Consider the following 14,389-nt stretch of genomic DNA (forward strand, 5'->3'; position numbering starts at 1 on the left):
CCCGTCCTTATGCGAATCCATCCACCACCATCCGAAGGAAGCCCATGCCCCAGCTCCAGCGCACACTCCCCGTCACCGTCCTGTCCGGTTTTCTCGGCGCCGGCAAGACCACCTTGCTCAACCACATACTGCGCAACCGCGAAGGCAAGCGCGTGGCCGTCATCGTCAACGACATGAGCGAAGTCAATATCGACGCCGCGCTGGTGAAAGACAGCGCGGCGGCGGCCGGCGCGGCCCTGTCGCGCACGCAAGAAAAGCTCGTGGAAATGTCGAACGGCTGCATCTGCTGCACCCTGCGCGACGATTTATTACTGGAAGTGCGGCGCCTGGCCCTGGAAGGGCGCTTCGATTATCTGCTGATCGAATCGACGGGCGTGGGCGAACCGATGCCCGTGGCCGCCACCTTCGACTTCGAGGACGAGCACGGCGACAGCCTGAACGACGTGGCGCGCATCGACTGCATGGTCACCGTGGTCGACTGCGCCAACCTGCTCGACGATTTCCATAGCGAAGACAGCCTGGAGCAGCGGGGAGAAACGGCGGGCGAGGGCGACGACCGCCAGCTGGCCAACTTGCTGACCGAACAGATCGAGTTTGCCAATGTCATCGTGCTCAACAAGGTCGACCTGGTGGCGGCGGCCGAGCGCCTGCGCGTGCTGGCCGTTCTAAAAGCCCTCAATCCCGGCGCGCGCATCATCGAAACGAGCCAGTCCGTCGTGCCGCTGGACGCCATCCTGGGCACGAACTTGTTCGACCTGGAGCAGGCGGCCGCCATGCCGGGCTGGGCTTTGGCCCTGGCCGGCGTGCACGCGCCGGAGACGGACACCTACGGCATCGGCAGCTTCGTCTACCGGGCCAGGGAACCGTTCCACGCGCAGCGCCTGCACGACTATATTTCGCAGCCGATACCGGGCGTGGTGCGCAGCAAGGGATATTTCTGGCTGGCCAGCCGTCCCGAATGGGTGGCCAGCCTGTCCGGCGCGGGCAAGCTGGTGAATATCGAACCCGTGGGCCTGTGGTGGGCGGCCGTGCCGCAGGAACGCTGGCCCACGGATGCCGCCGAGCTGGCGGAAGTGAAGGCGGGCTGGAGCGAAACGTATGGCGACCGCTACCAGGAGCTTGTCTTCATCGGCCAGGACATGGACCAGGCCGCCATCGTGGCGAACTTGAATACATGTCAACTCAACCCCACGGAAACGCGCCAGGGCATGGCCGCCTGGCGCAAGCTGCCCGACCCGTTTCCCCAATGGCAACGGATGGAAGAACTCGACGATTAACCATCGATAGGAAAGCAACATGACAGAACTGATCCCCGTCACCATCATCACGGGTTTTCTCGGCAGCGGGAAAACCACCTTGCTCAAGCGCATATTGCAGGGCGACCACGGCGTGCGCATCGCCGTGATCGAAAATGAATTCGCCGCCGAAAGCATCGACCACGGCTTGCTGGTACAGGACAGCGAGGAGCAGATCGTGGAAATGAACAATGGCTGCATCTGCTGCAGCGTGCGCGGCGACCTGATCCGTATCCTGGGCGAGCTGCACGCGAAACGCGCAGCGGGAACCATCGCGTTTGACCACGTGATCATCGAAACGACGGGCCTGGCCGCGCCGGGTCCCGTGGCGCAGACCTTCTTTGCGGAGCCGTCCGTCAGCGAGTTCTACATGCTGGACGCCATATTGACCGTGGTCGATGCGCGCCATGCGCAGCAGCAATTGACTGCGCACAAGGAAGCGCAGGAGCAGGTGGGCTTTGCCGACCGCATCCTGCTGTCGAAGACGGACCTGGTCGACAAGGACGCGCTGGCCGCGCTGCGCCAGCGCCTGGTCGCCATCAATGGCCGCGCCGGCATACAGAAAGTGCGTTTCGGCAACGTGCCGCTGCGCGATATCCTGAACATTCGCGGTTTCAATCTGAACGCCATCGTCGAGCTGGAGCCGGATTTCCTGGGGGAATTGGGCCACCGCCACGGCGACGGCGTGCAATCGTTCGTCTACCACCAGTCCCGGCCCCTCGATTTGCTGCAGGTGGAAAACTTCCTCGATGCCGTGGTGCAGCTGTTCGGCACCCAGCTGATGCGCTACAAGGGCATTTTATACCTTGCCGACACGCCGTGCCGCGCCGTCTTCCAGGGCGTGCACATGCTGATGGGGTCGGAGCTGGGCGCGCCGTGGCAAGAGGGCGAGACGCGCGCCAGCACGATGATCTTCATCGGCCGCGACTTGCCGCAAGAGATGCTGACGCGGGGGCTGGACCGCTGCGCGACGACGGGGGCCACGGCGGACAGGCCGACCCAGGTGGCGGCATGAGCGTGGAAGCGGGCTTGCCCGCGCTGGCGCTGATTTTTATCCTTGGCATGCGCCATGGCCTGGAACCGGACCACCTGGCCGCCGTCGACGGCCTGACCTTGCGCAGCCAGTGCGCCCATGCGCGCTGGGCGCCGTGGATGGGCGCGCTGTTTGCGCTGGGGCATGGCCTCGCCGTGCTGGCCATCGTGGCTGTCGCCGCCCTGGCGTCGCGGCAGTTTTCTCCCTCGCCCGGCGTGTTCGGCTGGCTCGAGTGGCTGCCCATCGCCTTGCTGCTGCTCATTGCCGCCCTGAATGCGCGCAGCCTGCTGGCAGGCGCGCAACTGGCCCAGGTGCGCGGCCGGCTGCTGCCCGGCTGGCTGCGGGGCGCGTCCGGGCCGTTCGGCGCCATCCTCGTCGGCGTGCTGTTCGCGCTGGTGTTCGACACGGTCCTGCAGGCCGCCGCCTGGGGCTATGCGGCCATGGCCCTGGGCGGCATGGCCCCGGCCGTGCTGACGGGGCTGGTGTTTGCCGTGGGCATGGGCGTGACGGATACTGTCGATGGCTGGGTCACGGCTAAGGTCATGCGCACGGGCCAGGCGCACCTCGTGCGCGCCTTCCGGCGCCGGCTGGGCTGGCCCATCGTCGCCGTCTGCGTGGCCATGGCCGGCCATATGGCCGCCGCCAAGCTCGATGCGGCGTGGGCGCTGCCGGAAAGCTGGACCACGGCCCTCGGTGCGGCCATGCTGCTGCTGATGGCGGCCCTGTACGGCTGGACCCTGTACGGCTTGCGCCGCGTGCACGCGTGAGGCAAGGGCATGGGTATAATGGAAAAAACTGCCGAGTCTTCCCATGCCCGCACCCGATATCGCCATCCGCCTGCTGACGCCAGCCGACACCGCCGCCTTTTGCGCGCTGCGCCTGCGCGCCATCGAGAACTCGCCCAGCTCGTTTTCCTCGTCGCGCGAAGACGAGCTGGCGCGCACACCCGAGGAGCACGTGCAGCGCATCGCCGGCGGCCCCATGCTGCAGGCGTTCGGCGCCTTCGACGGCGACCGGCTGGTCGGTTTTGCGGGCTTGCGGCGCGAACCCTTGCGCCAGCTGTCGCACAAGGCCTTGCTATGGGGCGTGTTCGTCGATGTGACGCACCGGGGCAAGGGCGTGGCGCGCCGGCTCGTCAGCGCCTGCATCGCGCAGGCCGAGCGCGACCCGGCCATCCTGCAGGTGCATCTGAGCGTGAATGCGGAAAACAATACGGCGCGGCAGCTGTATGAATCGCTGGGCTTCATCCGCTACGGCACGGAACCGCGCTCGATGCGCGTGGGCGAGCTGTTTTATGACGAGCATCACCTGGCCTTGCTGCTCAAGTGATGGCAGAGGGGCTTACTTGCAGCGCGGGCACAGGCCCTTGATCAGGTAATCGACCTCGTCGCCGCTGAAGCCTTCCGGCAGGGCCACGGGCGCGGGCAGCTTGACTTCGTTGAAGCAGGTGACGTTGGCGCACTTGGTGCACTGGAAGTGCGCGTGTTCGTGCGCCTGGTGGCCGGCGCCCGCGCTGAAGCGCCACACCTGGTCGGCGCCGGCGATGCGGTGCACCAGTTCATTTTCCGTCAGCCACTCGAGCACGCGGTACAGGGTGACGGAATCGATGTCGCTGTCCTGCGACAGCGCCTGCTGGATTTCATGGTGGGTCAGCGAGCGGCTTTGCGCCATTAAAAAGTCGAGCACCTTCACGCGCGTCTTGGTGACGCGGGCGTTGGTGTTGCGTATCAGCGATTCGGCTTGCGGTGTAGAAGAAGATGTCAACATAATATGGCCTGCTTAGGGGTGGACGGGCTGGCGGCATGATCGCCGTGCCCTTGCCACCGTCTGGGCCGTATCTTAGCATGTGTGCTGCGCCGCATGAAACGCCGTCATGGCTTGAACGTCCAGTAGCGGCCCGCGGGCGTGTCGACGGGGTCGAGAAAGCGCTGGTCGGCGCGCGTATTGTTGCGTATCAAATAAAACATGTCGGACAGGGCCGAGCGCTTTTCCGCGAAATACGCGTGCTTCATGAAGCTCGTGTCCACGCCGGTGGCGTCGATGGTTTCCACGCCGGCCACGATCAGCATGCCGGCACCGCTGTCGCCCGCGCGCGGGTAGCCGTGCACGGCCTTCGAGGCGGCCAGCGCCAGGTCTTCCGACGAGGCGTACAGGGTGACGGGGTTGCGCGCGCCGGCCAGTTTCGGCGCGATATCATGCTGGAAGATGGCGGCGTCGATGTCGGGCGCCGTGAGGATGATGTCCGTGATCTTTTGCGCCAGCATGGGCTGCGCGGCCATCAGCTCGGCCACGGCCCGCGCCAGGCCCCGGTTGCCCATGCTGTGGCCGATCAGGTAGACGTGCGCCGCCTCGCTGCGTGCGAGGAAATCGGCCAGGAAGGCCGCGATGTGCGGCGTGCTCCACTCGATATTGTTTTCATCGACGGCGTAGCTGGCGAGATCGCCCTGCGACGGCCAGCTGTAGAACACGGGGGCGCCATCGAAGCCCAGGTCGTAGGCCATCTGCCCCGTGCGCCGGGCCGCATCCTCGAACGTCACATTGTAGCCATGCACGAAGACGAAGGCGCTCTTGCCGGCCGAGGCGCGCACCTGGGTTTTCAAGGCGGCAAAGAAATTCTCCTGGTCTTGTACCTCGGCATTCAGCAGCACCACGTGCCGGGCCGGGTCTTCGCGAAACTCGAGGCGCCACAGCGACGGCGATTCCAGCTGGCCCATGCGGTGGTCGCGCGGGATGCTGATGTCGCAGCTGCCGTAGGCGAGCGCGGCATCGCCGCCTGTGCCGTCGTTGCTGCGTTCGGCGCTGAAGCGCTGCGCGGGCGGCTTGCCCAGGTCGCGCCGGCGGTCGGTGGCAAAATAAGCTCTCACCACCGCATAATTGGACACGACGGCGCTCTTTTCCGCGGCCGCGGGCGCGGCTGGCGCCGGGGGAGGGGCGGCGGGGGCTTGCAGCGCATCGAGCAAGCCTTGCGCGGCAAACAGGGTTTCCATGTCGTCCGGCGCCCGGGCCGTGGCCAGGGCGGCCGACAGGGCCAGTTGCAGCTCGGTACTGGCCGGTGCCGCTTCCAGCGCGGCGATGGCGGCCAGGATGGCGGCGGCGCTGTCGAACTTGGCGATGGCCCGCATGAGGCTTTGAAAATGGCGGGTGACGGCTTCGGGCGCGTGGCCGGGCGCGCCATGCCCGATGGCCGCCACGACGGCGGAAGTGATCAAGTCCATGCGCCACCTGCCTTTCCGGTCTATCTGGATTTCATGTCATCCATATTGCCATAAAAGCATGCGGAAGGCGACTTGTCCAGCGGCGCGCGCAGGCGGCACGCTGCGGATCAATGCTGGCTGTCGTCGCTGAACTGCTGCGCCAGCGATTGCAGCGGTGCCACGCTCCCGCCGCCGCCCACGTGCTCCGGCAGCGCGACGCGCACGGGCTTGCTGTGCATATTCGTCGACGACAGCACGTTTGTCGTGGTGTCCGGCGTGGCGTTCCACACGGGATCGGCGATGCCTTCGAACACCTGTTTCAGCTGTTCGCCCCAGGTATCGCGGATCATGCGGAAATACTGGTTCTTTTCATCGATGGTGACGAAGCGCGTGACGGCCAGGCGGCCCGTCTCGTAGACGAGCAAATCGAGCGGCAAGCCGACGGAAATATTCGAGCGCAGGGTCGAATCCATCGAGATCAGCGCGCACTTGGCCGCTTCATCGAGGCGCGTGTGCGGGGTGATGACCCTGTCGATGATGGGCTTGCCGTATTTGGCTTCGCCGATCTGGAAATACGTGTTTTCATCGTGCGATTCGATGAAATTGCCGGCCGAATACACCTGGAACAGCCGGCAGCGCTCGGCGCCTATCTGGCCGCCCAGAATAATGCTGACGTTGAAATCGATGCCGCAGTCGGCCAGCGCCTTCGCTTCGCGCTGGTGCACGGTGCGCACGGCGTCCCCCACGATGCGGGCCGCGTCGTACATGCTGGCCACGTTCCAGATGCCGCGCCCGTCCGCATCGACGTGGTCGGAGACGATCTGGCGGATCGCCTGCGAAATCGACAGGTTGCCGGCCGTCATCAGCACCAGCATGCGGTCGCCCGGGTTCTCGAACACGCTCATCTTGCGGAAGGTGCCCACCTGGTCGACGCCGGCATTCGTGCGGGAGTCCGACAGGAAGACCAGGCCTTCATTGAGGCGCACGCCTATGCAATATGTCATCGTCGTAAATCAAGTCAAAAGGGGAAGCATTCTACACCAGCCGGGGCTGGACTCTGCGCCGCCAGCCCCGGCCAGCCGCATTCCCGCACCTTCATACGGGCACGATCTGTACATCGACTGTCAACGTTTCCGTGCCGCCGCCCTGGCGCACGCCGCGCACGGGGGCGGCCGAATCGTAGTCGCGCCCGATGGCCAGGCGGCAATACGCATCCGTCATCAGCCGCGCATGCGTGACGTCGATGCTGACCCAGCCCGCGAAATCCCTGTCTTCCGTCCAGGCGTCGACCCAGGCGTGGCTGGCCGCGTGGCCCGTCGTGCCCGGATCGATATAGCCGGACACATAGCGGGCCGGTATGCCCCAGGCGTGGCAGCAGGCGAGGAACAGATGCGCGTGGTCCTGGCACACGCCGCGCCCCAGCGCCAGGGCGTCGCCGGCCGTGGTGGTGACCATGGTGGCGCCGCTTTCATACGCCACCTGGCCGACGATGTGCTCGGCCAGGCGCAGCAAGTGGCCGGTGCCGGCCGTCACCCGGCGGTCCGGCAGGCTGGCGGCCGCCAGCTCGACGATGGCGGGATCGGCCTGCGTCAGCGGCGTCGGCATGGTAAACAGCAGCGGCGACAGGGCATCGACCAGGTTCAGCCGTCCCTTGTGCGGATAGATGGTTTCCACCACGCCCAGGGCGACCAGGCTCAGCGACTGGTGGCTGCCATTGATCGTCAGCATGTGCGACAGGTTGCCGTAGGCATCCGTATAGGCGTGGCACCGGCCCGGCGTGGTGATTTGCCAGGACAGCGCGCGCTGCTGCGGCTCGATGCGCGGCGTCAGGTGCAGCTGCTGTATCGTGTAGGCCAGCGGCGCACTGTAGGCGTAGCGGGTTTCGTGGCGGATGGTGAGCTGCATCAGGCCGCCAGGGGAACGAGGAAGTCGCGGCTGACGCGGTTGCCCAGCTCATAGATGTTTTCCAGAAACTCCGTCAAGGTATGGTGCAGGCCCGCCTTCATGATGTCGTCGATATGGCCGAATTTCAGCTCGGCATGCAGCTTGCCCGCAAACCGCTCTGTATCGGCGGAAACATCGTTGCGGATGTGTTTCAGGTTTTCCACCACGTCGTCCATGCAGGCCAGCAGGGAGCGCGGCATGTCGCCGCGCAGCATCAGCAATTGCGCCACCCGTTCCGGCGTGATCACGTCGCGGTAGACCTTGCGGTAGATCTCGAAGCCGGACACCGAGCGCAGCAGGGCCGCCCAGTAATAGAAATCGCGCTGGCTGACGTCTTTCGACGTCTCGCGCGCGCCGTGGAACTTCACGTCGAGGATGCGCGCCGTGTTGTCGGCCCGCTCGAGGAAGGTGCCGAGGCGGATGAAGTGGATGGCTTCGTCCTTGAGCATGGTGCCCAGGGTCACGCCGCGCGACAGGTGCGAGCGGTACTTGACCCATTCGAAGAAGGCGCTGGGGTCCGCTTCCAGCAGATTGCTTTTCAGGCGCTTCTGCATGTCGAGCCAGGTGGCGTTCTGGATTTCCCACACTTCCGTCGTCAGGGTGCCGCGCACGGCGCGGGCGTTTTCGCGCGCGCCCGTCAGGCAGGCCAGGATGGAAGACGGGTTGTTCGGGTCGCGCACCATGAAATCGAGCACGTCGCGCATGTGGAAGCGGCCATATTGGTGGTCGTAGGCGCTTTGCAGTTCGGAAATGCCCAGGGTGGCGCGCCAGCCCTGTTCCGCATCGTGCTCGGACTGGGGCAGCATGGCCGTCTGCATGTTGACGTCCAGCATGCGGGCCGTGTTTTCGGCGCGCTCCGTGTAGCGGGCCATCCAGAACAAATGATCGGCGGTGCGGCTCAGCATGTTTTCTCTCCTGCAAAAGCTGCTTTTTCTTCTGATAATGTGGCTTCGAGTACCCAGGTATCCTTGGTGCCGCCCCCTTGCGAGGAGTTGACCACCAGCGAGCCTTCACCGAGCGCCACGCGGGTCAGGCCGCCGGGCACCATGGAGATGGTCTTGCCGGACAGCACGAACGGGCGCAGGTCGATATGGCGCGGCGCAATGCCCGATTCCACGTAGGTGGGGCAGGCCGACAGGGCCAAGGTCGGCTGGGCGATGTAGCCGCCCGGATTGGCCAGCAGGCGCCGGCGGAAATCCTCGATCTGCGCGCGCGTGGCGGCCGGTCCCACCAGCATGCCGTAGCCGCCCGCGCCATGCACTTCCTTGACCACCAGTGCCGGCAAATTGGCCAGCACATAGGACAGGTCGGCCGCCTTGCGGCACTGGTAGGTCGGCACGTTGTTCAGAATAGGTTCTTGCGACAGGTAGAACTTGATCATGTCGGGAACAAAAGGATAGATCGACTTGTCGTCGGCCACGCCCGTGCCGATGGCGTTGGCCAGGGTGACCCTTCCCGCGCGGTAGACGGACAGCAGGCCCGGCACGCCCAGGGACGAGTCCGAGCGGAAGGCCAGCGGATCGAGGAAATCGTCGTCGACCCGGCGGTAGATCACGTCGACCCTCTTCGGCCCGCGCGTGGTGCGCATGTAGACGGAATTGTCGTTGACAAACAAATCCTTGCCCTCGACCAGTTCCACGCCCATCTGCTGGGCCAGGAAGGCGTGCTCGAAGTAGGCGGAGTTGTACATGCCCGGCGTCATGACCACCACCGTCGGGTCGTCCACGCCCATCGGGGCGACGGAGCGCAGGTTATCGAGCAGCATGTCCGGGTAATGGTCGACGGGGGCGATGCGGTTGCGCGCGAACAGTTCCGGGAACAGCCGCATCATCATCTTGCGGTCTTCCAGCATGTAGGAGACGCCGGACGGCACCCTTAAATTGTCTTCCAGTACATAGAATTCGCCCTGGCCCGCGCGCACGATGTCGACGCCGGCGATGTGCGCGTAAATGTCGGAGGCGACGGCGATGCCCTGCATTTCCGGGCGGTACTGGGCATTCTTGTAGATTTGCTCGGCGGGAATGATGCCGGCCTTGATGATGCGCTGCTCATGATAAATATCATGGATGAACATGTTCAGGGCTTGCACGCGCTGTACCAGGCCCGTCTGCATCTGCGCCCACTCGGCGGCGGGGATGATGCGCGGGATGGTGTCGAACGGTATCAGGCGCTCCGTGCCCGCATCGTCGCCGTAGACGGCAAAGGTGATGCCGACGCGGCGGAAGGTCAGGTCGGCTTCGGCCCGCTTGCGGGCGATGGTGTCGGGGGATTGCTGCCGCAGCCAGCTGTCGAATTCACGATAGTGCTCGCGTACCTTGCTGTCCGGCCCCACTTCATCCGCAGTCATTTCATTGAAAAAATTTGCCATGTGGTGATTTCCCCTTGAGCCTTGGTCTGACTATAGCTCAGCAGGAATCATGCCAATGCGGCGTGCGTGAAATCATGTAAAAAATGACCACTTTTGTGGCGTAACTCCGTCATCCGCACCGTATTGGTGCGTTAATTGCCGGTATCGGGCAAGTTGCTGGACGGCACGAATGGCCGGCAATCGACGGGCAGGTCGAAGATGAAGCTGGTGCCCGTCTCGGGCGAACTGTCGACGGCGATGCTGCCGCCATGGCTTTCGGCCACGTTCTGCACGAAAGGCAGGCCGATGCCCCAGCCTGGCGCCGGGCCATGGTTGTCGCGGCGCAGGTAGTCGAAGATGCGGGCCGTCTGCTCGGGCGCGATGGCCTGGCCGCCATTGTGCACGGTGACGATGATGCGTTCATGCGTGTCTTCCACGTGCAGGCTGATGGGGTCGTCGTTGCCATACTTGACGGCATTGCCGACCAGGTTTTCGATGGCCCGGCGCACGGAATTTTCGCACCACCAGCCGATGACCGGCTGCCCCGAGACGCGGCACTTGCCCGGATGCTGCAGATTGACCTGGCTGGCGACCGCCTGCACGAGGGGCAGCATGTCGAATCGGGCGAGCACCAGCGGCAGTCGCTGGCCTTCGCGGTAGCTCAAGGTGTCGAGCAATTCCTCGATCATGGCGTCGAGCCGCTGGCTGTGTTCGGCAATTTTATGCGCCAGCGCGGGCACCCGTTCCGCCGCCACGGGCCGCATCAGCAGTTGCGCGCTGGTGGCAATGACGGACAGCGGATTGCGCATGTCGTGCGACAGGCCGGCCGCGATGCGGCGCCGGAAGCTTTCATGCATGTTGGTAAATTCGCGTATCGATTCGCGGATGCCCGTGTCGATCGACTCGTTGATGACGCGCCAATCCTTGCGGCGCAGCGGCACGCCGGCCTGGTGGGCCACGGCGGCGAAGCAGTCGCGGAAGATCTGGTATTCCTGGATCACCTGTTCCGGACCGTAATTGGTCATGCGCGCGCGCTCATTGCCGTGCACGGCGGGCACGTTGCTGTTGCTGGCGGCATTGTTGCGCGGATGGCCGGGGATCAGCGCCTCGACCAGATTGTCGAAAAAGGCGGGCAGGGTATTGATGAGGATGGGCGTGAGCAGCTGGTCGGCCCCGCGCACGCTGGCGCGCACCCGGTGTTCCCATTCGCCGAGCACGGCGTCGCGCATGGCAAGCAGGCGCTGCGCGCGCATGGGCGCATGCGGTCGCGCTTGTTGATGATCCGGGGCAATATTCACCTGAGCTCCCTGGCGGCAGTGGCTATGCTCCTGATAGTATGCGCCAAATCGGCGGCCAGGGAAATGGTTTAATGTTCAGTGCCGCCCGCCGCCACGGCCGCATGCAGGCTGGCGAGCGCCTGCGACCACTGCATCAACGAAAAATTCTGCGGGTCGTCATGCCCGTTCGCATAGCCGGTGTCGAGCACGGCGTGAAAGGCGGGAATCAGCCACGTGCCCTTGCGCACGCTGGCGGCCAGGTACAGCAGGGCCAGCCGCTCGTATTGCGCGGGCGTAAAGCCCGGGTCGGGCGCCAGGCCGTCGTTGCCCTTGCCGCCCGTGGGCACGGAATGGCGCGGCTGCACCAGTTCCACGTGCAGGAACAGGCCCGTCAGCGAGGGCTTGTCCTTTTCCAGCTTGCTGGCATAGCCTGCCGTGCCGAAGTCGCGCACGGCCAGGGAACCGCCGAGGCGGTTCACGTAGACATGGCCTTTCGGGCCGCCGCCCAGCGCCGGGTTACGGATAGTGAAATCGTTGAAATCCCAGCCGGCGTCGTTGATGTGATCGGGAATGGGGTCCAGCAGGAAATTCGGGTAGCTGGTGTCGTGGATCACGAAATAGCGGGCCATGGGCGCCGCCAGCCGGCCCACGGCGCGCGACAGCGGCGCGTCGACGGCGCCGCCCGCATCCGCTTCGCTGATCGATTCGGCCGCCAGGTAGCGGCGCAGCTGCTGCGGGCGGATGACGGTCTGCTTGCCCACGTGCGCGTCGAGAAAGTCCGGCAAGGGCGCGCTGGCGCCCAGGCGCGCATACAGCTTGACGGGGCGCAACAGACACGTGGCTTGCGCGCGCGCATCGCCCTTGAAGCCGCTTTTCCAGGCGGCATACGGGCAGGCGGCTTGATTCTGGGCAAGGGCGGTGCCGGCGGTGGCGCACAGCAGCAGGGAGAGGAGGGCGGGGCGCGGTATCATGTGCGCATTGTCGCCCAGGCGCAAGCAATTGCACAGGGGCACACGCGGCGCGGCGCCCCTGCCCGGCCTGCCGCCTAGAAATCGACCGAGGCGGAGACGACGACGGTGCGCGGCGCGCCCAGCACCAGGTAGCCGGCGCCGGAAGCGCCGCCGGCCGAGGCCCAGTAGTTCTTGTCCGTTACATTGTCGAGGCGCGCGCGCAAGGTCACGGCGCGCTCGGCGATGCTGGCCGTATAGCGGGCGCCCAGGTCCAGGCGCGTCCACGACGGCAGCTGTTGCTGGTTGGCCGCATCGAGATACTGGCTCGCGGTGTACAGGGCGCGGCCCGTCAGCGCCAGGCCGTGCACGCCCGGCACATCCCACTCCACGCCCGCATTGATCTGTTTGCGCGGCACGCCGATGGCGTCCTTGCCCTTGTTCGCCGGGTCTTGCACAGTCACCTGTTCCGCATCGAGCAAGGTCAACCCGCCCAGCAGGCGCAAGCCGCGCGCCGGGCTGCCGAAGACGGACAATTCCAGGCCACGGTTGCGCTGTTCGCCAAACACGCCGAAGGTGCCCTTGTCCACGTACGCCAACGGCTGCCTGGTGGTGAACAGGGCGGCGCTCATGCCGAGGCGGCCGCCGTCATACTTGACGCCGATTTCCTTCTGTTTCGATTTGTATGGCGCAAAGACCTGGCCGATATTGTTCGTCACGCCGAAGCCGCCCGCCACGGCGCCTTTCTGCAAGCCTTCTATATAGTTGGCATACACGGACAGTTCCTTGCCGGGGCGGTACACGAGGCCCGCCAGCGGCGTGGTGGTGCTTTCGCTGTAGCCGGGAGCCGTCTGCCGGCCCGTGTCGTAGTCGTAGCTGTCGTCCTTGATGGTCTGGCGGCGCAGGCCCACGGTCAGCAGCACGCTGTCGTTGGCAAAGCCCATGGTGTCGGCCACGGCAAAGCTCGACAGGATGCTGCGCGACGTCACCAGCGGATTGTCCAGCTTGCCGCCAACATACAGGGTGGCGGCCGGCGACACGGCATTGAACGGCGCCTCGATGCTGGCGTTGAAGTTGCCGCTCATGCCGTAGGCATTGCGCGATTGCGACCGGAAGCTCGACGCCGTGGCGCTCAGGCTGTGGCTGACGCTGCCCGTGACAGCCTTGCCGCGCACGCCGATCTCGCCCGTGCGCACGGTGTCGCGGCGTTCATTGTCGAAACGGTAAGCCGTGCCGCCGCCATCCGCGCCGGCGACCGTGGGCACGGCCAGCACGTTCGATTCCTTGCCGCTGCGCGCGCCCAGCGCGGCCCAGGCCACCACATCGCTGGCGATATCGTATTCGCCGCGCAGGGTGCCGAAGGTGTCGCGTTCGTTCGAATGCGTCCAGTCCTGGGCGAAATTGCGGCTGGCGTCCGGCGCGGCCGGGACCGCCAAGCCGGGCGCCACGTTCACGCTGGGACGCGGCGCCGTCAGCTTGTGGTCCTGGTAGCCGGCATCGGCCGACAAACGGAAGTCGCGGCCACGGTAGTCGGCGCCGATGGAAAAGACGCTCAATTCGCGCTTTTCACGGTCGACGGCCGTGCCGCCATCGCGGCGCGCCGCATTGATGCGCATGCCCGTATTGTGGTCGGGACCGAAGCGGCGCGCGATATCGGTGGCCAGATAGGCCTGGCCGCCGCTTTCCACGCCCACCGTCAGCTGCGTCAGCGGCGCATTCGGCGCCCGCTTGGGCAACAGGTTGATGGCGCCGCCGATACCGCCGCCGCCCGGCGCCGCGCCATTGATGAAGGTATTCGCGCCCCGGAACACTTCCACGCGCTCGAGCAGCTCGGCTGCGACGAACTGGCGCGGCAGCAGGCCGTACAGGCCGTTGTACGCGAGGTCGTCCGAATTCACGGGGAAGCCGCGTATCATGTACATTTCCTGGAAATTGCCGAAACCGCGCGTGACGCGCACGCCCGGATCGTTTTGCAGCACGTCGCCCACGCCTTGCGCCTGCTGGTCCTGGATCAGCGCCTGCGTGTAGTTGAGGCTATTGAACGGCGTGGCCATCATGTCCACGTTGCCCAGCAGGCCCAGGCGCCCGCCGCGCGCCAGCTGGCCGCCCGCATAGGCCTTGGGCAAGCCGTCGGCCGAGGCATCGGCCGACGCGCTGATGCTGACGGTGGGCATGGTTTGCGCCTCGCCCGCCCCGGGCGCGTCCTGCGCGCCGGCGGCGGAACTGGCCAGCAGGAAAGCGCCGAAGGCGAACGGTGTGGGGATGAGCTGGAAGGTGGGCAGGGCTGGCATATTGTTCGATAATAATGAGAATGATTATCATTATATTCCCTGAAGGCGGCCCGCGTGAAAA

General features: G+C 65.6%; 13 protein-coding genes. 4 read left to right on the forward strand and 9 right to left on the reverse strand.

Annotation, left to right across the window (positions count from 1 at the left end; translation table 11 throughout):
• Nucleotides 1-44: 44 nt before the first annotated feature.
• Genes AC3RCJ_RS15350 through AC3RCJ_RS15365 form a run of 4 tightly spaced genes read left to right on the forward strand, consistent with a single transcriptional unit; the run spans nt 45 to nt 3,657 of the window.
• Nucleotides 45-1,277, forward strand: coding sequence for a GTP-binding protein (locus AC3RCJ_RS15350; protein ID WP_492964612.1), 1,233 nt, complete (start codon nt 45-47; stop codon nt 1,275-1,277).
• A gap of 19 nt (nt 1,278-1,296) precedes the next feature.
• A complete protein-coding gene (locus AC3RCJ_RS15355; RefSeq protein ID WP_492964613.1) occupies nt 1,297-2,310 on the forward strand; it encodes a CobW family GTP-binding protein in 1,014 nt (337 codons plus the stop codon).
• The gene (locus tag AC3RCJ_RS15360) at nt 2,307-3,095 is read left to right on the forward strand and encodes a HoxN/HupN/NixA family nickel/cobalt transporter (protein ID WP_492964614.1); all 789 of its coding nucleotides are present in this window, start codon (nt 2,307-2,309) and stop codon (nt 3,093-3,095) included. The genes AC3RCJ_RS15355 and AC3RCJ_RS15360 overlap by 4 nt, the downstream gene beginning before the upstream one ends.
• A 43-nt stretch (nt 3,096-3,138) precedes the next feature.
• Nucleotides 3,139-3,657: a GNAT family N-acetyltransferase gene (locus tag AC3RCJ_RS15365; RefSeq protein WP_492964615.1), complete on the forward strand. Its 519-nt coding sequence runs from the start codon at nt 3,139-3,141 to the stop codon at nt 3,655-3,657.
• Between the two features lie 12 nt (nt 3,658-3,669).
• On the opposite strand, the gene AC3RCJ_RS15370 is transcribed toward AC3RCJ_RS15365, so the two are convergent.
• The 9 genes from AC3RCJ_RS15370 to AC3RCJ_RS15410 form a co-directional block, all read right to left on the reverse strand.
• A complete protein-coding gene (locus tag AC3RCJ_RS15370) occupies nt 3,670-4,095 on the reverse strand; it encodes a Fur family transcriptional regulator (RefSeq protein WP_492964616.1) in 426 nt (141 codons plus the stop codon).
• 104 nt (nt 4,096-4,199) lie between these two features.
• Entirely contained in the window at nt 4,200-5,543 is a 1,344-nt protein-coding gene (locus tag AC3RCJ_RS15375; protein WP_492964617.1) for an alpha/beta hydrolase, read from the reverse strand.
• Between the two features lie 107 nt (nt 5,544-5,650).
• Nucleotides 5,651-6,526 carry a proteasome-type protease gene (locus AC3RCJ_RS15380; RefSeq protein WP_492964618.1) on the reverse strand — a complete coding sequence of 292 codons (876 nt, stop codon included), beginning with the start codon at nt 6,524-6,526 and terminating at the stop codon, nt 5,651-5,653.
• Between the two features lie 91 nt (nt 6,527-6,617).
• Nucleotides 6,618-7,427, reverse strand: a complete 810-nt coding sequence (locus tag AC3RCJ_RS15385) for a transglutaminase family protein (protein ID WP_492964619.1) — start codon at nt 7,425-7,427, stop codon at nt 6,618-6,620.
• Nucleotides 7,427-8,371, reverse strand: a complete 945-nt coding sequence (locus AC3RCJ_RS15390; protein WP_492964620.1) for an alpha-E domain-containing protein — start codon at nt 8,369-8,371, stop codon at nt 7,427-7,429. The genes AC3RCJ_RS15385 and AC3RCJ_RS15390 overlap by 1 nt, the downstream gene beginning before the upstream one ends.
• Nucleotides 8,365-9,834: a circularly permuted type 2 ATP-grasp protein gene (locus AC3RCJ_RS15395; RefSeq protein ID WP_492964621.1), complete on the reverse strand. Its 1,470-nt coding sequence runs from the start codon at nt 9,832-9,834 to the stop codon at nt 8,365-8,367. The genes AC3RCJ_RS15390 and AC3RCJ_RS15395 overlap by 7 nt, the downstream gene beginning before the upstream one ends.
• A 131-nt stretch (nt 9,835-9,965) precedes the next feature.
• Entirely contained in the window at nt 9,966-11,111 is a 1,146-nt protein-coding gene (locus AC3RCJ_RS15400; protein WP_492964622.1) for a sensor histidine kinase, read from the reverse strand.
• Between the two features lie 68 nt (nt 11,112-11,179).
• On the reverse strand, nt 11,180-12,061 hold the full coding sequence (locus tag AC3RCJ_RS15405) for a hypothetical protein (protein WP_492964623.1): 882 nt from the start codon (nt 12,059-12,061) through the stop codon (nt 11,180-11,182).
• 74 nt (nt 12,062-12,135) lie between these two features.
• A complete protein-coding gene (locus tag AC3RCJ_RS15410) occupies nt 12,136-14,328 on the reverse strand; it encodes a TonB-dependent receptor (RefSeq protein ID WP_492964624.1) in 2,193 nt (730 codons plus the stop codon).
• Nucleotides 14,329-14,389 lie beyond the last annotated feature (61 nt).

This window comes from Janthinobacterium sp. GW822-FHT07H11 (assembly GCF_058798615.1).